General features: G+C 56.7%; 16 protein-coding genes. 9 read left to right on the top strand and 7 right to left on the bottom strand.

What is annotated here, in order from left to right:
* Positions 1 to 20 precede the first annotated feature (20 nt).
* Positions 21 to 1379, bottom strand: a complete 1359-nt coding sequence (locus tag KKQ10_RS03120) for a glutamine synthetase family protein (RefSeq protein ID WP_127647288.1) — start codon at positions 1377 to 1379, stop codon at positions 21 to 23.
* A gap of 161 nt (positions 1380 to 1540) precedes the next feature.
* Between KKQ10_RS03120 and KKQ10_RS03115 the strand changes: the two genes are divergently transcribed.
* Complete coding sequence (locus tag KKQ10_RS03115; RefSeq protein WP_215500148.1) at positions 1541 to 2437, top strand: helix-turn-helix domain-containing protein; 897 nt, start codon at positions 1541 to 1543, stop codon at positions 2435 to 2437.
* A gap of 111 nt (positions 2438 to 2548) precedes the next feature.
* Here KKQ10_RS03115 and KKQ10_RS03110 read toward each other — a convergent pair whose 3' ends face one another.
* From KKQ10_RS03110 to KKQ10_RS03095, 4 genes are all read right to left on the bottom strand, one after another.
* Complete coding sequence (locus KKQ10_RS03110; protein WP_215500147.1) at positions 2549 to 3751, bottom strand: hypothetical protein; 1203 nt, start codon at positions 3749 to 3751, stop codon at positions 2549 to 2551.
* 29 nt (positions 3752 to 3780) lie between these two features.
* Positions 3781 to 5094, bottom strand: a complete 1314-nt coding sequence (locus KKQ10_RS03105; protein WP_502941535.1) for a tyrosine-type recombinase/integrase — start codon at positions 5092 to 5094, stop codon at positions 3781 to 3783.
* A 1431-nt stretch (positions 5095 to 6525) separates the two neighbouring features.
* Positions 6526 to 7137, bottom strand: coding sequence for a dTMP kinase (locus KKQ10_RS03100; RefSeq protein WP_215500146.1), 612 nt, complete (start codon positions 7135 to 7137; stop codon positions 6526 to 6528).
* Between the two features lie 57 nt (positions 7138 to 7194).
* A complete protein-coding gene (locus KKQ10_RS03095; RefSeq protein WP_215500145.1) occupies positions 7195 to 8376 on the bottom strand; it encodes a XylR family transcriptional regulator in 1182 nt (393 codons plus the stop codon).
* Positions 8377 to 8551: 175 nt separating this feature from the next.
* Here KKQ10_RS03095 and xylA point away from each other — a divergent pair, with 175 nt between their 5' ends.
* The 5 genes from xylA to KKQ10_RS03070 all read left to right on the top strand — a co-directional run bounded on the left by xylA (position 8552) and on the right by KKQ10_RS03070 (position 15260).
* Positions 8552 to 9868 (top strand): xylose isomerase, encoded by a 1317-nt coding sequence (gene xylA / locus KKQ10_RS03090; protein ID WP_215500144.1) that lies wholly within the window; start codon positions 8552 to 8554, stop codon positions 9866 to 9868.
* Positions 9869 to 10017: 149 nt separating this feature from the next.
* Complete coding sequence (xylF, locus tag KKQ10_RS03085) at positions 10018 to 11019, top strand: D-xylose ABC transporter substrate-binding protein (RefSeq protein WP_102899781.1); 1002 nt, start codon at positions 10018 to 10020, stop codon at positions 11017 to 11019.
* A gap of 165 nt (positions 11020 to 11184) precedes the next feature.
* Positions 11185 to 12741, top strand: coding sequence for a D-xylose ABC transporter ATP-binding protein (gene xylG / locus KKQ10_RS03080; protein ID WP_215500143.1), 1557 nt, complete (start codon positions 11185 to 11187; stop codon positions 12739 to 12741).
* Complete coding sequence (locus KKQ10_RS03075) at positions 12742 to 13878, top strand: sugar ABC transporter permease (protein WP_215500142.1); 1137 nt, start codon at positions 12742 to 12744, stop codon at positions 13876 to 13878. It begins immediately after the preceding gene.
* 248 nt (positions 13879 to 14126) lie between these two features.
* Entirely contained in the window at positions 14127 to 15260 is a 1134-nt protein-coding gene (locus KKQ10_RS03070) for an aminotransferase class V-fold PLP-dependent enzyme (RefSeq protein WP_127647319.1), read from the top strand.
* Positions 15261 to 15386: 126 nt separating this feature from the next.
* Here the strand turns inward: KKQ10_RS03070 and KKQ10_RS03065 are convergent, their stop codons facing one another.
* The gene (locus tag KKQ10_RS03065) at positions 15387 to 15791 is read right to left on the bottom strand and encodes an acyl-CoA thioesterase (protein WP_127647321.1); all 405 of its coding nucleotides are present in this window, start codon (positions 15789 to 15791) and stop codon (positions 15387 to 15389) included.
* A 125-nt stretch (positions 15792 to 15916) separates the two neighbouring features.
* A complete protein-coding gene (locus tag KKQ10_RS03060) occupies positions 15917 to 17482 on the bottom strand; it encodes a carbohydrate porin (RefSeq protein ID WP_215500141.1) in 1566 nt (521 codons plus the stop codon).
* Positions 17483 to 17651: 169 nt separating this feature from the next.
* Here KKQ10_RS03060 and KKQ10_RS03055 point away from each other — a divergent pair, with 169 nt between their 5' ends.
* From KKQ10_RS03055 to KKQ10_RS03045, 3 genes are read left to right on the top strand one after another with little or no spacing between them, the layout of a single operon-like run.
* Positions 17652 to 18926, top strand: coding sequence for an ABC transporter substrate-binding protein (locus tag KKQ10_RS03055; protein ID WP_215500140.1), 1275 nt, complete (start codon positions 17652 to 17654; stop codon positions 18924 to 18926).
* A 21-nt stretch (positions 18927 to 18947) separates the two neighbouring features.
* Complete coding sequence (locus KKQ10_RS03050) at positions 18948 to 19910, top strand: carbohydrate ABC transporter permease (RefSeq protein WP_215500139.1); 963 nt, start codon at positions 18948 to 18950, stop codon at positions 19908 to 19910.
* Complete coding sequence (locus KKQ10_RS03045) at positions 19907 to 20749, top strand: carbohydrate ABC transporter permease (RefSeq protein WP_215500138.1); 843 nt, start codon at positions 19907 to 19909, stop codon at positions 20747 to 20749. The genes KKQ10_RS03050 and KKQ10_RS03045 overlap by 4 nt, the downstream gene beginning before the upstream one ends.
* The last annotated feature ends 13 nt before the right edge of the window (positions 20750 to 20762 follow it).

The raw sequence follows: 20762 nt of genomic DNA, 5'->3' as shown, positions 1-20762 counted from the left end.
TACAGGGTTTTGGGCTGGAGTCAGACGCTCAGCAGCAGAAACTCGCGCTCCCACGAACTGATCACGCGCTTGAAGTTTTCGTGCTCGGCGCGTTTGACGGCGACGTAGCCGCGGACGAATTTGCTGCCCAGGTACTCGGCAACGGTGTCGCACTCTTCCATTTGCGTCAGCGCCTCTTCGATGGTGATCGGCAGGCGCAGGTTGCGGCGCTCGTAGGCCCGACCTTCAACGGCCGCGCTCGGCTCGATGCCTTCGACCATGCCGATGTAGCCACACAGCAAACTGGCGGCGATCGCCAGGTACGGGTTGGCGTCGGCGCCCGGCAAGCGGTTTTCCACGCGCATCGCTTCCGGGCCGGAGGTCGGCACGCGCAGGCCGACGGTGCGGTTTTCTTCGCCCCATTCGACGTTCACCGGTGCCGAGGTGTCCGGCAGGAAGCGGCGAAACGAGTTCACGTTGGGCGCGAACATCGGCAGCACTTTCGGGATGTACTTCTGCAGGCCGCCGATGTGATGCCGGAACAGGTCGCTCATCTTGCCGTCGGCGTCGGCGAAGATCGGCTTGCCGCTGGCAATTTCCACCACGCTCTGGTGCAAGTGCATGGCACTGCCGGGCTCGTCGCCAATCGGCTTGGCCATGAACGTGGCGGTGACGTTGTGCTTGAGGGCGGCTTCGCGCAGGGTGCGTTTGAACACGGTGATCTGGTCAGCCAGATCGAGGGCGTCGCCGTGACGGAAGTTGATTTCCATCTGCGCCGGCCCGTCTTCGTGGATCAGCGTGTCCAGGTCCAGACCTTGCAATTCGCACCAGTCATAGACGTCTTCAAACAGCGGATCGAATTCGTTGGCGGCGTCGATCGAGAATGACTGACGGCCACTTTCCGCACGGCCCGAACGGCCCAGCGGCGCCTTGAGTGGCAGGTCCGGGTCTTCGCAGCGCTGGGTCAGGTAGAACTCCATTTCCGGCGCGACAATCGGCTTCCAGCCTTTGTCGGTGTACAGCTGCAGGACTTTCTTCAGTACGTTGCGTGGTGACAGTTCGATCGGGTTGCCGAACTTGTCGAAGGTGTCGTGGATGACGATGGCGGTCGGCTCGATCGCCCACGGAATCACGTACACGGCGTCGGCCACCGGCTTGCAGACCATGTCGATGTCGGCCGGGTCGAGCAGGTCGTAGTAGATGTCGTCGTCGACAAAATCCCCGGTTACCGTTTGCAGCAGCACACTTTCCGGCAGGCGCATGCCTCGCTCATGCAGGAACTTGTTGGTCGGTGCGATCTTGCCGCGGGCGATGCCGGTCAGGTCGCTGACCACACATTCAACTTCGGTAATCTTGTGATCTTTCAGCCACGTGAACAGCTGATCGAAAGGGGCATTCATAAAGACCTCGTTATTGGTTTCATAGACGCCGGGGAGGGCGGGTTTCATCTTCCGCCCCTTCCCCTGTGGCGCGTTGACGACTATCTTGGGCGTGCCTTGCAGTTCCATCTATCCACTTTAAGCAGCACCAAAGCGCACCAAAAGAGTGCGCAAGGTCTCTCATGACAACGTGCAATCCTCTACAGGTTCAGGCTTTCAATACCGCTGATGTCACCGAGCAAATCCGCGCCACGCCGGGTTGGGTCCAGCATTACCAGCAGATGTCTCCCGGACATTTCGCCGGGCAGATTCGCTATCTGGATTTGCAGGGTGTGCAGGTTTACGAAGAACAGATGAACACGCGCGTCGAGCAGAATTTCAGCGCGCCGGCGGGTGCTTTGGCGTTTTGTTTTGATCGCAGCGACAACGCGCTGTACCTGCTCAACGAAGAGAGCCGCAACATCTGGATCACTCCGGAGAACTACCAGGAAATCGCCGTGGTGTTCGGCCCGGAATTCGTTCAGCAACACGGTCTGGATGTTCGACGCCTCGAGGGTTTGTTCATGGCGCCGCTGAATTGCGGGCAGAACGCCTTGTTCAGTCGCTGGTTAAGCTCGACTCTCACGAAGTTGACGCAATCCCTTGATCCGCCAAGTAAAGAGGCGCTGACCCAGCAACTGTTGGAGGACTGTTTGTTCATCCTCGATAACGCGCAGGTGTGCCTGGATCGCGGCGGTTTACAGCGCCGCGCAGAAGAGCGAAACATCATGAAGCGCGTAGGGGAGTGGGCTGCTGATTCACCGGAGGAGACACTTAATCTGCTTGAATTGGCGCAGGTGGCCGGCGTGTCGTTGCGACAGTTGCAACACGCGTTCAAGGCCTACACCGGGATGACGCCCAGTCACTGGTTACGCCTGCGGCGGTTGAATAGCGCACACCGTGAACTGCGCCAACGCAGCCCGACGGAGACTACCGTTGCGCAAGTCGCGATGCAGTGGTCGTTCTGGCATTTGGGGCGGTTTTCCAGCAGTTATCGAGCGCTGTTCAATGAGTTGCCGAGCGAGACGCTAAAGCGGTGAAAATCGGTAAATATCGGCCATCGTCTGTTAACTACACTAAATCACTATTTAGTTGAGCTAAAAAAATTACTGGAAAGAAATCACGTAAAGAGCAGGGTAGCCTGCAAAATTCTAACCACGCCACGCAATGAAACGTCGGTAGGCATTTTCGGCATTTGATTTTCGCACAAGTTTGATTACGTCATCCATCCCCATTGTCCTTGCGCTATGGTGCATACCTGTTTCTCGCAACCAGAACAGACTCGCTTTACGGAACCCTGACTCAGGCGAGACTTCATATCCGCTTTCGGTAAGCCGATCAATGACAACCTGACATACAGCTCTGAATAACAGTCTCGCGTGAGCTGAACTTATCGAACCCTTCCCACGAATCTTCCCGAACAATAATGTGTGATCACGCTCCAGTGGAAGGGATTTTCGGCCAAAATTTTCACGATAACGATTCACGTACTTAGTTACAAACTCGGGATGGATTTTCCACGCCCGATTGCCCGGGAAATGATCCTCCACTAAATCGTAAGTTCCATCGCGCATAAGCCCCAGCGCACTGAACGTTAGTTTACCCCCTAAGCTGTCGATCTCAGATGGCTGCATCCTAAGATAATAAATTGATGCCATCATGAGTAGCGTACGTTCATTTTGGATGTCCTCATCCGCCATGTCACTGAGCGTCAACATCAAGACCGCAAACTCTTCGTCAGTGAAAACATTCCCACCTGTGTGAATGGGAAGACTTAAAGCGTAGAAGCCGGCAGTGTGGAGCCTTCGCGCAGGATTGACTGCTATAAGTTCACTGTAGTGCAGATGCAGAAAAAAAGTCGCAATCACAGACCACTGTTTAGCGAGCGCGCCTCTACCAGCTATGTACGTTAAGCGAGTACCGTATTCCCCAACAGACGTCTTATCAAAGCTAAACGGACGCCAGGCGGGGTTAATTCCTATCACCTGTTTCGTGTCGCCGAGAGTGAATCGCCGACATGACTTATCTGCCACCCAAGAGTCGGGGGGAGATGTGCAGAAACTCATAAACTCCTGAATGTCGCCTTCATTCAATTCGGTTATGGGTTTTTTTACCTCCAAAATGCTCCAAAGTAAAAGTCGCTCGATATACCTTCGGTAGTTTGAATAACGAGTAGATTCAGCATGCTTAATCAAAAACTGTTTAACCAGCAGGTAGCTTCTCGTCGGCAGACTGCAGCCTGGACAATTGTTGAGAAAACGCTGAATTACAGGCAGCTCATCATCAAGGGTGTCTGGGTCTAGCCGTGAAAATTCTTCCAGCGCTTCAAAGCAAGGGCGGGGCATTGATTCCATTATTTTTTTCTACCAATTGTTTATGAAAATTATTCGCGATTTTTCAAACCCAGTGTTTTAAGCGAGTACGAGCGCTTATTTTCATAACTGCTGTAGTAGATGTCCTGAGTAGTGGATAAATTGTTGTGACGTAGATCCATCTGCAAGTCCTTAGGGTCTCGCCAAGGGGCATCAAGTGTCGCAGCCGTATGCCTAAGCCAGTGCGTGGAGGCCAGCCGCAGAGCCTCGATCTCGCCAGGTTGGCGATCTTCGTTCACCATTTCATTAATAGCTTGGTCGAATAGCTTCTGGATGATCGAATGAACCATTCGAGTGGATAACCCTGGACGACCATTCAAGGTCGCAATCAGAGGGGTCTGTTCGTTAGGTAATGGCAGTTCAGGCAGCCCCATGAAGCGTCGGTAGCGCTTTAGGTAACGATCAATATATTCCGGCCTTACAGCTACCTTGCCGGCTTTGTCACCCTTACCAATGAGGTAGAACCACCAGTTGCCTTCATGATCTGTCTTGAAGGAGCCCATTGTGGGCTGCCAATTCACCCGACCACAGAGATCTGAAACGCGTAGGTACATCGAAAACAACGTCGCGGCGATGAACAGAGTGCGTTCATGGTGTTCAGGAGCCGTTGCTGCCATTTTTTCAGCGGTGGTCAGTACGAAGTCCCATTGAAGAGGCGTGAGGGCGCGTCCTGTTTGCGCCATTGAGCACGAGGCTTTGAAGCGCGATTTCTGTTTGATCGCTCTGAAGGGATTCGTCGACGTCAGGCCCTCATCTAGGCCGTATTCGTACAAGCTGCTGCAAACCGAGAAAACCTGGGAAATGCTCCCTCGTGATGGTTGGTATGGAACGCCAGTAACTGGGCGGTCGAGATCAGCCGCATTGCTCATGTGCTTCGATGTTTTCACCGAGAATGGATGCCAACGTGGATTTGGGCACAGCTCTGCATATTTGTTGGATGCCACGATCAGAAACCTACTACGTGTCACAGGGCCGAGCCAACCTATGGGTGGAGCCATGCAGAACTCCAAGAAGGCTTCAGCGTCTGCGCGACGCAGCTCCATCAGGGGCTTCTTTCTGATCAACAATGCCCAAAGCAGCAGGCGCTCGGCATGGGTGCGATATGAAACGAATGTCGCCTCGACGTTGGAGTACGAACGCAGAAAACCACGGACAGCTTCGAAACCATCCATGGGTTTGAGATGTGCATCAAAATTCGCCAGATAGTTCATCACCAGCGGTAGGCACGGGTCGGGTTCATCGCAAGTGTGATTGACGAATTCTTTATAGGTGTTAAACAGCGGATACGGGCCCGGCATCTTGTTATCCTTTACGGGATACTGCATTGCAGACTTCCGATTCTGGGAGTTATTGGAAGTAGGGGGCGTATCCTTCCGCTTGTTCGAGGCGAGTGTGTCCGTCAGCTTGGATGAATCACTCATCACCTAGCCCTTACCATTTGATCGATGTCATGTAGGTTATACATAGCAAGCCTGGCTTTGCAAGTGCGCTCTTGGAAAGCTTCACTGACGGCCAGGCAACTAACTTCCCTTCAGTTATATATTGAGAGTCATGGTCGAATCTGATTTAGGGAATTCCGACCGCACGGCTGCACGCCCCAAGCCGTGCGGGCTCAGCCCTTTAACCGTCCAGATGTTTAGAGGCGCCACTGCTGCTTTAGATGGCTGGGCTGGCGTTCACGAAAGACGTGACCTAGGAGGTCACTTTTAAAAGATTCCGGCATTTTTAAAAGTGTTTAGCAGTACCGCTCCGGAAATACATAGGCCCGGCAGTTCTTCGCCATATTTAGCGAGCTTGATCATTTTTAAAAGTTTCGGCCATTTTTAAAAGTTAATGTTTTGAATGTGCAAGGGCGCTTGAGGGTGACCAGTTATCAGCCCATGAAAAAGACTATTGAAATCCTAAAGCATTAGTGATTTATACTGAAGCTTCTTCGAAGCTTCAGTATTTAATCCACCTTTAGATAGTCTCCTTCCGCGTATATAGCGCTGTTCTAAACACCTGAATCTCTCCTGAGCTGACGTCACGCGCTCAAACATCTATCCACGCTACGCACGCCGACGGAGTTAGTCCGCAACCAGGCTGAGTCTTCACGCCGAGGGCGAGGTTCACATCACCTCGGCATGGCTCCCGAGTTTTCTCCTTGATATTCGACCTTTGTAGATCATCGTGAACCGGCGGATGAGACTGAAACGATCTGAGGGCGATCGATTGAATGTCACGTGTTTCGAGTGCGTCTCAGCTCTCAGCAAATCGCAAACCGTCGCATTCATTGGGTTACAGACGTGGTCACTTTTAAAGGGTTCAGCCATTTTTAAAAGAGGTCTCGCATCCTGGCTCTTTGTTGCACTGAACGAGCCAGGTCGAAATGGACGCTTACCAGGACGCATGGAAGCCTTTTTGCTCGGCATGCGGCGTCTCGATCCCACAAAAAATGACCAAACTATGCGTTATGCGCCGATGTAGCCAGAATTAAGAAACACTGAAATGGAGATTTCCGAGGGAGTTGATTGCTCGCGAAGGCGCGGATTGCGAGGCTTTCGGGGTGGAAACGCTAGGCGCCATCTTAGGCGCCATCTTTAAGGGAGGGCCACACAGGTATCAGGGGGCGACGCTTGCAAGCGGTCGCTGGAGATTGAAAACGCGTGCGCAACTGGGCTGATTCTGAAATATCTTGTTACGTGTAATGTATATTATGTTAAATCAAGTATTACGCTATGCACCCTAGCACCAACACCTATCTCTATCTCGAAAAATCACCCCAGCACTTTATAGATCTCAGAAACCACCTGCCTCGTCGCGTCCTCAATCGTTCCCTCATTACGGCATAGAACCCAGCCGTGCTCCTTAACCGCGTGCTCGAACATCTCCGTACACGCCACATGCGCTGGGTGCTTCTGGATCACAGTGCCGCCCAATCCTCGCGATCGCGCCGTGGCCCTTGCCCATGAAATATCCGGATCGGTGACGACGCCGACATGCAGGTCCGGCACTCGCACGCCTCGATCTATGTTCAACTGCAGAATCTCGGCAAACGGGATGGTTTGGCGAAACGCGGCATCAGACGGATACCAGCGATCGATCAAGATAATGCTGTCCAGCGGCTGCTTCGTCAGTACGTTATGGGAGATCCAACTGCGGCTATCAGCAAGTCGCTGACACACAGCCCATTCCAGATCCCGGGAAGGATTTCTGGCCAGCGTGTTAACCAGGGCCATGGTTTCCCCCCTGAAAGGATCGCTTTTTCTCTCGCATAGCCGGATGACTTTCTGGTTGCCCGCCCTCAGTACTTGCGTAACGGCCTCCAACAGTGTGGTTTTGCCGGTGCCTTTGGGCCCATCCAGAGAAACGAACAGCGGACGATTCATTGTTCACGCAACAATCAAGACATTGATGACCACTCTAACCTCATTTCCGGCATTCCATTAGCGCATCCCTGCCCCTTGCTGATACTCCCGAGGCGTACAACCAAACTCCCGCCGAAACACCGTGTGCAGATACTGCGCAGATTTGAACCCACAGCTGCGCGCAACGTCGGCAATCACTGAGTCGGTATTTTTCAGGCCGCGGGTGGCCGCTGCCAGTTTGAAACGCAAGATCTCGTCATGCACGCTGCAGCCTCGCTCGGCGCGGAAATGCGCTTCGAGTGATGAGCGCGACACGCCGACATAAGCCGCCACTTGCGCCGTTTTGATGCCTTGGCAGGCGTATTGGCGGATGAACAGCAGTGCTTGCATGACGTAGGGATTGCCCAATGGCTGGTGCAAACTCGACACCTGCACGTTGACCGCATCGGGAGGAATCAGGATTTGTGTGCCGGTGGATGGCATGCCGTGAAGCATCTGGTGGAGCAATTGCGCGGCGGTACGCCCCATGGTTTCCGTGCCCTGGATGACCGAACTCAGGGGCACTCGGGTCAGGCTGCGGGTCAGCGGGTCGTTGTCGATTCCTATCAATGCCACTTGCTCCGGCACGGCGATGCCGGCGGTCAGGCAGGCTTGCAGCAACTGTCGCGCGCGGGCGTCGCTGACGGCGATGATACCGATGGGCTTGGGCAGGCTTTGCAACCAGGCGATCAGTTGTTCGACGGCGCTGTCCCACAGCGGTGCGCTGGTGCCCATGCCGCGGTAGATTTCGGCGTGCAAGCCGTCGCGCCGCATCAGTCTGCGAAAGGCTTTTTCCCGCTCCTGCGCCCATCGATTGGCCTGCGCTTCAGGCAGGCTGAAGCAGGCAAAACGCTGCAGTCCCGCCTCGATCAAATGCGAGTAAGCCAAGTTGATCAGTGCATTGTTATCGGTGGCGACGTACGGGATCGCTTTCGGATAAGCGCGCTTGTCCTCGTACGACCCCCCTACTGCTACTACCGGCAACTGAATGTCGGCCAGCGCTTCGCCAATCAGCGGATCGTCAAAGTCGGCAATGATCCCGTCACCCTGCCAGCGCTCTATCCCTTTCAAACGACAGAGAAAATCCTCTTCCAGAAACAGGTCCCAGGAGGCGCGAGTGCTGCTCAGGTAGTTGCCGATGCCGCTGATGATCCCACGGTCATAGATCTTGCTACCGTTGAACAACAGGGCGATGCGGTGAACAGGCGGTACGGTTTTCATTGTTTTTATGCTTGTTCTGAGCCCCTTGTCACAGAGGCGATTGGCACAGACTAGGCGCCTCACCGAAGAAGCTCAATACGCAAAATCGCACCTGGTGTTGGTGCTTTTCATAATCAGCAGGCACAGGGCCGTTGCTAGTATCGAGACACCGCCAAGAACAACAAGGACAAGGTCCATGCAGTATTTCCCCGATGTCGAGCCGATTCGGTTCGAAGGCCCAAACAGCGATTCTCCCCTCTCCTTTCGTCACTACGACGCCGACAAACTCATCCTCGGCAAACCCATGCGCGAACACCTGCGTATGGCCGCCTGTTACTGGCACACGTTCGTCTGGCCGGGTTCCGATGTGTTCGGCGCGGGGACGTTCAAGCGCCCGTGGCAACACGCCGGCGACCCGATGGAGCTGGCCATAGGCAAGGCAGCCGCGGCCTTCGAATTTTTCTCCAAACTGGGTATCGACTATTACTGCTTCCATGACACGGATGTCGCCCCGGAAGGCAGCTCTCTGAAGGAGTACCGCAACCACTTCGCGCAAATGGTCGATCACCTGGAGCGACATCAGGAACAAAGCGGAATCAAGCTCTTGTGGGGCACCGCCAATTGCTTCAGCAACCCGCGTTTCGCTGCCGGTGCCGCGAGCAACCCGGATCCGGAAGTGTTCGCCTGCGCCGCTGCCCAGGTGTTCAGCGCGATGAACGCGACCCATCGCCTGAAAGGCGCCAACTACGTGTTGTGGGGCGGCCGCGAGGGCTACGAAACTCTGCTCAACACGGACTTGAAGCGTGAACGCGAACAACTGGGCCGCTTCATGCGCATGGTGGTCGAGCACAAGCACAAGATCGGTTTCACCGGCGACCTGCTGATCGAACCCAAGCCGCAAGAGCCGACCAAGCATCAATACGATTACGACAGCGCCACTGTGTTCGGCTTTCTCCAGCAGTACGGACTGGAGCACGAAATCAAGGTCAACATCGAGGCTAACCACGCGACGCTGGCCGGGCATAGCTTCCATCACGAGATTGCGACGGCCGTCTCGCTGGGGATTTTTGGCAGCATCGACGCCAACCGTGGTGATCCGCAAAACGGCTGGGACACCGACCAGTTCCCCAACAGCGTCGAAGAAATGACCCTGGCCACCTATGAAATCCTCAAGGCTGGCGGGTTCAAGAATGGCGGATTCAACTTTGACTCCAAGGTGCGTCGGCAAAGCCTCGATCAGATCGATCTGTTCCATGGCCACGTCGGCGCCATGGACGTTCTCGCCCTGTCTCTGGAACGGGCAGCGGCCATGGTGCAGAACGACCAGCTGCAACGGCTCAAGGATCAACGCTACGCCGGTTGGACGCAGCCGTTCGGGCAGGCGGTGATGGCGGGTGACTTCAATCTTGAGTCCTTGGCCGAGCACGCGTTCACCAACGAGTTGAATCCGCAAGCCGTCAGCGGCCGGCAGGAAATGCTCGAGAACATCGTTAACCGGTTTATCTATCGCTGAACGCTACGAGACTCTGCCGGCGCAACGACGCGGTGACAATTGCACGACAAATCTGTGCCTGCGGCGCCTGCGGATTCTCTACAGTTTTACCAGCCCGATACTCATCGTCAGGCCGTGTCTTTCCAACAACAATAAAAGGACGCCCCACCATGAAGAACGTAAAACGCACGTTATTGGCCACTGCCTTGGCATTGCTGTCACTGCCAGTGATGGCTGACGCTGCCCACCCGAAAATCGGTTTCTCCATTGATGATCTGCGCCTGGAGCGCTGGTCGCGCGACCGCGACTATTTCGTCGCGGCGGCAGAAAAAATGGACGCCAAGGTCTTCGTGCAGTCGGCCGATGCCAACGAGCAAAAGCAGATTTCCCAGATCGAAAACCTTATTTCCCGAGGCGTCGACGTCATTGTCATCGTGCCGTTCAACGCCACGGTGCTGACCAACGCGGTGGCTGAAGCGAAGAAAGCCGGGATCAAAGTCGTGTCCTATGATCGCCTGATCCTCAATGCCGATGTTGACGCCTATATTTCCTTCGATAACGAGAAAGTCGGCGAGATGCAGGCCAGCGGCGTGCTGAAAGCTGCGCCCAAGGGCAACTACTTTTTGCTCGGTGGTGCGCCCACCGACAACAACGCAAAAATACTGCGCGAGGGTCAGATGAAAGTGCTGCAGCCGGCCATCGACAAGGGCGATATCAAGATCGTCGGCCAGCAGTGGGTGAAGGAATGGAACCCGACCGAGGCGCTGAGCATTGTTGAAAACGCCCTGACCCGCAACGACAACAAAATCGACGGCATTGTCGCCTCCAACGACGCCACGGCGGGCGGTGCCATTCAGGCACTGGCGGCGCAGCAACTGGCTGGCAAGGTACCGATTTCCGGGCAGGACGCTGACCTCGCCGCGGTCAAGCGCGTGATCGCCGGCACGCAAACCATGACCGTGTACAAGCCGCTCAAACTGATTGCCTCAGAAGCAGCCAAGCTCTCGGTGCAACTGGCGCGCAACGAAAAACCCGCCTTCAGCTCGCAGTACGACAACGGCAGCAAAAAAGTCGACACCATCCTGCTCACGCCAACCCCGCTGACCAAGGACAACATCGACCTGCTCGAACAGGACGGCTTCTACACCAAGGCGCAAATTGCCGGGAAGTGATCACATCACAAACTCCGGTTATGCGAAAACCCTTGTGGGAGCGAGCTTGCTCGCGAATGCGTTGCGTCAGCCAACGAAGCTTTGTCTGAACTGACGCTTTCGCGAGCAAGCTCGCTCCCACACAGGTTCAGTGGTGTGTGAGTCTTTGATATACGAGCCCTCTCCATGTCCGACTATCTGCTGCAAATGAACGGCATCGTCAAAACCTTCGGTGGTGTCAAAGCGCTCAACGGCATCGACATCAAGGTCAAACCGGGTGAATGCGTTGGCTTGTGCGGCGAGAATGGCGCCGGCAAGTCCACACTGATGAAGATCCTTTCGGCGGTTTACCCGCACGGCACTTGGGACGGTGAAATCCTCTGGGACGGGCAACCGCTCAGAGCGCAATCGATCAGCGAAACGGAAGCCGCCGGCATCGTCATCATTCACCAGGAACTGACGCTGGTGCCCGACCTGTCGGTGGCTGAAAACATTTTCATGGGCCATGAACTGACACTGCCCGGCGGACGCATGAATTACCCGGCGATGATCCACCGCGCCGAAGCCCTGATGCGCGAATTGAAAGTGCCGGACATGAACGTATCGCTGCCGGTTTCGCAATACGGCGGTGGCTATCAGCAACTGGTGGAAATCGCCAAGGCCCTGAACAAAAAGGCCCGCCTGCTGATCCTCGACGAGCCCTCATCGGCTTTGAGCCGTTCGGAAATCGAGGTGTTGCTGGACATCATCCGCGACCTCAAAGCCAAAGGCGTCGCCTGCGTCTATATCTCGCACAAGCTCGATGAAGTGGCCGCCGTGTGCGACACCATTTCGGTGATCCGCGATGGCAAACATATCGCCACCACCGCGATGGCCGATATGGATATTGCGCAGATCATCACCCAGATGGTCGGGCGGGAAATGAGCAACCTCTACCCCACCGAGCCACACGCCATCGGCGAAGTGATTTTCGAGGCCCGTCATATCACCTGCTACGACGTCGACAACCCCAAGCGCAAACGGGTCGACGATATTTCCTTCGTCCTCAAACGCGGCGAAATCCTCGGTATCGCCGGGCTGGTCGGTGCCGGCCGTACCGAACTGGTAACCGCACTGTTCGGCGCTTACCCCGGCCGCCACGAGGGCGAAGTCTGGCTGGACGGACAACCCATCGACACGCGCACGCCGCTCAAATCAATCCGTGCCGGCCTGTGCCTGGTGCCGGAGGACCGCAAGCGCCAAGGCATCATTCCAGACCTGGGCGTCGGCCAGAACATCACCCTCGCCGTGCTGGACAACTACTCGAAACTGACCCGTATCGATGCCGAAGCCGAACTGGGCTGCATCGATCAGGAAATCTCGCGCCTGCACCTCAAGACCGCAAGTCCGTTCCTGCCGATCACCAGTCTGTCGGGGGGCAATCAACAAAAAGCCGTCCTGGCGAAGATGCTGCTGGCCCAACCGCGGGTGCTGATTCTCGATGAGCCGACCCGAGGCGTGGACGTCGGCGCCAAATACGAAATCTACAAATTGATGGGCGCGCTGGCTGCCGCAGGCGTGTCGATCATCATGGTGTCGTCGGAGCTGGCCGAAGTGCTCGGCGTTTCCGACCGCGTGCTGGTGATCGGCGAAGGCCAGTTGCGTGGCGACTTCATCAACCATGACCTCACCCAGGAACAGGTGCTCGCCGCCGCCCTCAGCCAGCCTGGCAGCCATAACAATAATGATCGGAAATCCGCGTAAATGAATCAGGTCAAACAACTGTTCACCCGCTACAAAATGCTCGCGCTGGTGTTTGCCGTGGTGCTGATCTGGCTGTTTTTCAGCTGGCAGACCGAAGGCGGATTCCTGACCCCGCGCAACCTCTCCAATCTGCTGCGTCAGATGTCGATTACCGGCATTCTCGCTTGCGGCATGGTGCTGGTGATCATCAGCGGCGAGATCGATTTGTCGGTCGGCTCTTTGCTCGGCCTGCTCGGTGGCCTCGCGGCCATTCTCGATGTGGTCTACCACATTCCTCTGCTGGCTAACCTGAGCCTGGTCGCGCTGTGCGGACTGCTGATCGGCCTTGCCAACGGCTACATGGCGGCTTACCTGCGCATCCCCTCATTCATTGTCGGGCTGGGCGGCATGTTGGCGTTTCGCGGGATTCTGCTGGGGATTACCGGCGGCACGACCATTGCGCCGGTATCGCCGGAACTCGTCTACATCGGCCAGGGCTACCTGCCCCATGCGATCGGCACTGGGCTGGGCGTTGTGCTGTTCGCGCTGACGGTGTTCCTCACCTGGAAACAACGGCGCAATCGTGCCCTTCACGGGCTGGCGGCGCATTCATTGGTGCGTGACGTCATCCGCGTGTTAGTGATCGGCGCCGTGCTGGCCGGCTTCGTGCAGACGCTCAACAGCTACGATGGCATTCCCGTGCCGGTCTTGCTGCTGCTGATTCTGTTGGGCGTGTTCAGTTACGTGACCAGTCAGACCGTGTTCGGTCGGCGCGTGTACGCCGTGGGCAGCAACATGGAAGCGACGCGCCTGTCCGGTATCAATGTGCAGGCTGTGAAGCTGTGGATTTTCGGGATCATGGGCGTGATGTGCGCCCTCGCCGGCGTGGTCAACACCGCGCGCCTCGCCGCCGGCTCGCCTTCGGCCGGCAGCATGGGCGAACTCGACGCCATCGCCGCCTGCTTCATCGGCGGCACCTCCATGCGCGGTGGCTCCGGCACGGTCTACGGCGCCCTGCTTGGCGCGCTGGTCATCACCAGCCTGGACAACGGCATGTCCATGCTCGACGTCGACAGCTATTGGCAGATGATCGTCAAGGGCAGCATTCTGGTGTTGGCCGTTTGGGTGGATGTGAGTACGCGGACCGGGCGCCGTTGAGCCACAGAGGGCTGTTTCAGGTACGTGGCTCGGTGCGCAGCCTGTTGACCATTTTCATCGTGTTCAGCAGCGTCAATCCGGCAGGGTTTTATCGCGGGTGATCGTCCTGCTGCCGTTGTCCTCGACGCTGCTCGCGGTGAGGTTGTTTCTGCTCGGCGGCGGTGTTACTCCACCCCGGGCAACCTTGTCATTTGCCCAGGCTTGAGGCAGGGTCGATATCACTACATCCCTGCCAAAGGAGTTACGCCATGTCAAAGCTCTATCCCGGTATCGATCCTGAGGGGCTGGTCGAGTACTCAGTGGTCTACACCGACCGCTCGCTTAACCACATGTCGCAGTCTTTTCAAGGCGTGATGAAGAATATTTCCAAGACCCTGAAACAGGTCTACAACGCCGAGGCCGTTGCGGTGGTGCCGGGCAGTGGCACATTCGGCATGGAAGCAGTGGCGCGGCAGTTCGCCACCGGCCAGCCATGCCTGGTGATACGCAACGGCTGGTTCAGTTATCGCTGGAGCCAGATCCTTGAGATGGGCAACATCCCGGCAGCTACCACGGTGCTCAAGGCCCGTCCGGTCGAGACGGGTCGCCAGGCAGCCTACGCCCCGCCGCCGCTGGACGAAGTGCTGGCAGCCATTGCGGCGCAGAAGCCGCAGGTGGTGTTCGCGCCCCACGTTGAAACGTCCTCCGGAATCATCCTGCCCGACGAGTACCTGCGAGCGGTCGGCGACGCCGTGCATGCGGTGGGCGGTCTGTTCGTGCTGGACTGCATCGCCTCGGGCACGATTTGGGTGGATATGCACAAATGCGCCGTGGACCTGCTGATCAGCGCACCGCAGAAAGGCTGGAGCGCCTCCCCTTGCTGCGCCCTGGTGATGTTCAGTGCTCTGGCCCTCGAACGCATCGAGCAGACACAAAGCAGCAGCTTCGCCTGCGACTTGAAAAAGTGGCTGCAGATCATGCAGGCCTACGAACAGGGCGGACATGCCTATCACGCAACCATGCCCAGCGATTCCCTCGCGCGGTTTAACGACGTGATGAAAGAGACGCAAGCCTACGGCTTCGACAAGATCCGCGACGAACAACAGGCGCTGGGTGATCGGGTACGCGCCATGTTGACCGGCAAAGGCTTCAAAAGCGTGGCCGCTGCCGGCTTTCAAGCCCCGGGCGTCGTGGTGAGCTACACCGATGATGCCGACATCAAGAACGGCAAGAAATTTGCCGAGCACGGTCTGCAGATCGCCGCCGGAGTGCCGTTGCAATGCGATGAACCGGCCGACTTCCAGACCTTCCGTATCGGGCTGTTCGGACTCGAGAAGCTGCAGAATATCGAGCGCACGGTCAGCACGCTTGAGCAGGCACTCGACGAGGTGATGGTTGACTAGCCCTCATCTTGCCCTTGGTTGATTTTAGCGACAGCAGCTTGGCTGCCGTCGCGGTCAGCCACCAACGCCGCGAACGGATGGCGACCTCCGGCTTCATTAGGCCACTACCCGTTCGCCGCTCGCTCTCTATGAAAGAAGTGCTCTCAGCGGCGCCGGAATGGATATAACTTCCTTACTCTCCGGTGAGATACATACATGGGTGACATTCGCCGTAAAAGCCAATACGCCCTCACCTAGAAAACCCTCAACCAAAAAGGTAAAAGAGTGTTCCCCCAGCCTGGCCACACCAACCTTTATAATCATTTCATCATCCCACGTCACCGGGCTCAGCAACTCAATCGACATCGCGCGCACCGGCGGCAATATATTAAAACCCATTAAAGTTCGAAGCCCCGGAGCGCCCACCCACCGATCAAGCGCTACGCCAATAGCCTCTACAGCAAAATATGAGAACCGTGGAGTGTAAACCACCCCTGCCGGATCACAATCTCCGAACAAAACAGTTCGATTTACAAAAACTGCATCCGGCATTAATTCATCCCTATGGTTATTGCTTGCCCGAGTCGTCGGCACCTTGTTTTAGTATTGCAACAGGTGCCGATCTTCATTAACAGCCAACAGGTCAGCAGAAGACGTGTTGGCCAAACGCTTCAATTTTAAAACCAGGTCTCCATCTGTATGCCGTACTGCCATACACCTCCAGCATGGAAGTCAGTCATGCCAAAGGCGTCTGTGGTACTGAATCTGTCCAGATCCGAAGACCAGTTCATGAAGCTTGCGAACACTCGCAATTCGGGACGCGTGAGAAGATCTGCGACGTCAAGTTTGAAAGTCGGAGCGACCGTGAATTTCCAGAAGTTACCGTCGACCGCATTACGTTGCAGATAGCCCTTGGGGTCGAGGTTCATGGTTTGCCAGCTCATTTCGTAGGCCATTTCGAAGTTGCTGTTGATTCTGTTAGCCAATCGCACGTTCAGGGTCAGCCAGCGGTAGTCGTCACCTTTGACGTATCTATCCTTGCTCTGTTCGGCCAGCAAGCTGGGCCCGATGCGCCAGTCAGACGCAAGAGGCGTTTCACCGTAAAGCGCCAGCCGCAGCGCGCGGGCGTCATCAATCAGTTCACCGTCCGAGCCAACGTTCTTGACCTCTGCCCCCAGACCTTGCCCATAGAGCAGCGCCGTTTTGAAGAAGCCTTCTCTACCGAAAAAGGTTTTCTGGTGGTTGGCCAGCATGCTGTGCAAGCCGGAATCCGCAGGCGTCAAGCCGGCTTTATTGGTGCGGGTACCGAAATCGTTTTTCTTTGCGCCGATGGCGTTGTACATCCACTGCCACTGGCCATCGTCGAAGAACTGGTTGGAGGTCAGGATGTAGCTTTCCACATCGGCATTAATACCGCCTTGACTGAAATCGCCGTAGCTACGACCAATCAAGGAGTAATTCGAGCGCCAGTTCTTGCTCATCTGCACATCGTAAATTCCCCCGCCGGTGCCGGCCAGGTAAACGACGTCCGAGTCGAGCCAGTGGATATCGAAATTGTCTCTGTCGAATCGCTTGCCAGCCCACAGCGTGGCGTTCTCGAACGCTGAGTTGCCTTTGAACGCAGCGACATGGTCGAGCGTTGTGAATACCTGGCGTACGTTCAGTTTGCTTTCGTCGGCCGTCCAGTCATTGGAACTTTCCACACCGTCGGCGATGGAGACCGTGAATTTGGCACGGGTGCCGTTTTGCGCATGGATTTCTTTCGACAGGTCTATACGCATGTAGGTGTCGTCTTCGTTGCCGAGTCGTCCGACTGCCCCACCCACCGAGCCGGCCGGCGTTGTGTAAGGGCCGCCACGGCCACCCCCCAGCCCCTCGTCGACCAGCAATCCGGAGCGGGCATAACCGTTGAAGCTGAACCCATCGGTGAGGTGGCCGGTATTGCCCTCCTTCTCCAGGCTTTGCTGGCGGGCTTCGAGTTTTGCCAACCGGGTATCCAAAGCAGGCGCCGAAACTGCTGTCGCAGTAGAGGCGGCGGGCGGCAAGGTAGACGTTGAAAGTTTGATCTGCTGCAGTTCCCTGGCAAGTGCCTGGGTCTGCTGTTCGGCTGCGGCTGCACGCTTTTCCGCTGCGCTGGCACGGGCTTCAAACGCGGCCATGCGTTCTTCCAGAGTCGCGGCCTGAGAGGTCGCTGCCGTTGTGCCGAGCACACCTGCCAGTAGCCAGCCTGTTGCTTTCTGCATGTGAAAATCCCTGTTTTGTTTTTATTGTTTGTTGACGCAAGTAGTCGTTTTTTGCGTGCGTTGCGAGTTGTCGCAATCGACGAAAAAAAGGGTGCCTCATCGCAAATACGCTGCTACATTTGGCGATGTTAACGTTAACTTTTCTAAAAACAAAAATAAAGGACGCTCGATGAAACACCTGAAATCGCTCCTGCCCAGCGCATTGATCACCCTGTGTGCCGCACTTCCATCCGTATCGAGCGCAGCCGATCTAACGATCTCGTGCGGCGCGGTGGGTGCGGAGTTACAACTGTGCAAGGAGGCCGTCGAGACATGGTCGAAGCAGACCGGCAACAACGTTGAAGTGGTTTCCACGCCTAACTCGGCGACCGAGCGGTTGTCGTTCTACCAACAGATCCTCAGCGCGCAGTCCACTGACATCGACATCATTCAAATCGATATGGTGTGGCCGGGAATGCTGGCCAAACACCTGATGGATCTGCGTGAGGTGCTTCCAGCCAACGCGACCGAAGGCTACTTCCAGGCACAGGTCGATAACGCCACGGTAAACGGACGGCTGGTGACGATGCCGTGGTTCACCGACTCGGGCCTGTTGTATTACCGCAAAGACTTGCTCGAGAAATACAACAAACAGGTTCCCCAGACTTGGGAGGAAATGACCGCTACTGCCAGGGATGTTCAGCAGGCTGAGCGCAATGCCGGGAACGCCAACGTGTGGGGTTACATCTTTCAGGGACGCGCGTACGAGGGCCTGACGTGTAATGCGCTGGAGTGGATCAGCAGCCAACCGGAAGGCGGGCTGGTCAATCCACAAGGCGACATCGTGGTCAACAGTCAGGCCTCAAAAGCGGCTTTGACCCTGGCGAAAAGCTGGGTGGGAGACATCTCCCCGCGTGGCGTACTGAACTACACCGAGGAAGAAGGCCGGGGTGTATTCCAGTCGGGCAATGCGCTGTTCATGCGTAACTGGCCTTACGTCTGGGCCCTGGTGCAAAGCCAGGACAGCGCCGTAAAAGATAAGGTCGGGGTCGCTCCCCTGCCCCGCGGCGGCGAGACCGGCCGCCATGCATCCACCCTCGGTGGCTGGGGCTTGGCGGTATCGCGCTACAGCGCCCATCCCCAACTTGCCGCCGAGCTGGTGAGCTACCTGACCCGAGCTCAAGAGCAAAAACGGCGTGCCCTGATAGGCGCCTATAACCCGGTTATCGAGTCGCTGTATCAAGATCCCGAGCTGCTCGCGGCCATGCCTTATTACGCTCAGTTGCACAGCATTCTCAACGACGGGGTCATGCGCCCCGCTTCGATCACCGCCGATCGCTATCCACGGGTCTCCAATGCGTTCTTCGATCGAGTGCATGGCGTGCTGGCGGGCGAGTTGCCTGTCGATCAGGCGCTGGTCGAACTGGAAAGCGAACTCACGCGCATCAAACGCCGGAACTGGTAGGCCACAAGGAAGGAAATCACCATGTCTGTCTCTACTACCCATGCATCCTGTGACGAGCGCCTGCTCACCAGGGAAACGCCCATACAGCGCCGCCGAGTACGTGCCGCCTGGCTGTTTCTGACACCGATGTTGCTGTGTCTGACCCTGGTGGCGGCCTGGCCGCTACTGCGCACATTCTGGTTCAGCCTGACCGACGCCAGCCTGGCGGACACCGGTGGCGCAACCTTCATCGGCTTGAGCAATTATCTGTTCCACGACGGTTCCAGCTGGTCGGGCATCCTCGTCGATCCACAATGGTGGAACGCTGTGCGCAACACGTTGTATTTCACTGTGGTGTCGGTGGGGCTGGAAGTCGTCCTTGGGCTGTTGGTGGCGTTGCTGTTGAACATCAAGTTCACTGGCCGCTCCCTCGTGCGCGCGTTGATTCTGATTCCCTGGGCGATTCCGACCATTGTCTCGGCGAAGATCTGGTCATGGATGCTGAATGACCAGTTCGGCATCATCAATCACCTGATGCTGAGCCTCGGCCTGATTGACGCGCCTCTGGCCTGGACGGCAGATGCGGATCTGTCGATGTGGGCAGTGATCATCGTCGACGTGTGGAAGACCGTCCCGTTTGTCACGCTGCTGATGTTGGCGGCGTTGCAGATGTTGCCGAGCGATTGCTACGAAGCCGCCAGGGTCGATGGCATTCATCCGCTGAAAGTATTCTGGCGCGTTACGCTTCCCCTGTTGATGCCTGCACTGCTGGTGGCGGCGATCTTCCGCATCCTCGATTCCCTGCGGGTATTCGACGTGATTTATGTGCTGACCTCGAACTCGTCGAGCACCATGAGCATGTCGGTGTATGCCCGCCAGCACCTGGTGGAGTTCCAGGATGTCGGTTACGGCAGCGCGGCCTCGACGCTGCTGTTTCTGGTCGTTGCGGTGATCGCCATGCTTTATCTCTACCTCGGACGTCGTCAACTGGAGGTCCGGTCATGAACCTGCGCCTACTGAAAAAATTGCTGTTGCGCCTCGGATTCTGGTGTCTGATCGGAGTTTTGCTGCTGTATGCGGTCTTCCCTTTCTACTACGCCATCGTGACTTCGCTGAAACCGTCGAGCGCCTTGTTCGAGGTGAGCTACTGGATCGAAAGCCCGGACTTCTCCAATTATGCGGCGGTACTTCACCAAGCCTCATTCCTGCGGGCAATTGGTAATTCGCTGGTGGTTGCGCTGTGCGTGGTGACGCTGGCGCTGTTCCTCAGCCTGACCGCTGCCTATGCCTTGGGCCGGGTGAAATTCCGTGGGCGTGGCACGGTCTTGATGATAGTTCTTGGGGTGTCGATGTTTCCTCAGGTCGCGGTGCTGTCGGGGCTGTTCGAAGTGATCCGTGCCCTGGGCCTGTACAACACGTCCTGGGCGTTGATCCTGAGCTACACGATTTTCACCCTGCCCTTCACCGTCTGGGTGCTGACCACGTTCATGGGGCAACTGCCTCATGAACTGGAGGAAGCGGCAATCATGGATGGCGCCTCGCCTTGGGTCACGCTGACCCGCGTGCTGTTGCCGCTGCTCTGGCCCGCCCTGGTCACCACTGGTTTATTGGCCTTCATCGCCGCGTGGAACGAGTTCCTGTTTGCCCTGACCTTCACCCTCACCGACACCCAACGCACGGTGCCGGTCGCCATCGCCTTGATTTCTGGCGGCAGCCCCCATGAGTTGCCTTGGGGCTTGTTGATGGCTGCGTCGGTGCTGGTCACCGTCCCACTGGTGATTCTGGTGCTGATCTTCCAGCGCCGAATCGTTTCCGGTCTCACTGCCGGCGCGTTAAAGGGTTGATGCCCAACAAATA

The organism is Pseudomonas sp. MG-9 (assembly GCF_018729515.1).
Classification (GTDB): domain Bacteria; phylum Pseudomonadota; class Gammaproteobacteria; order Pseudomonadales; family Pseudomonadaceae; genus Aquipseudomonas; species Aquipseudomonas serboccidentalis.
This window is presented reverse-complemented; position numbering and strand designations above follow the sequence as displayed.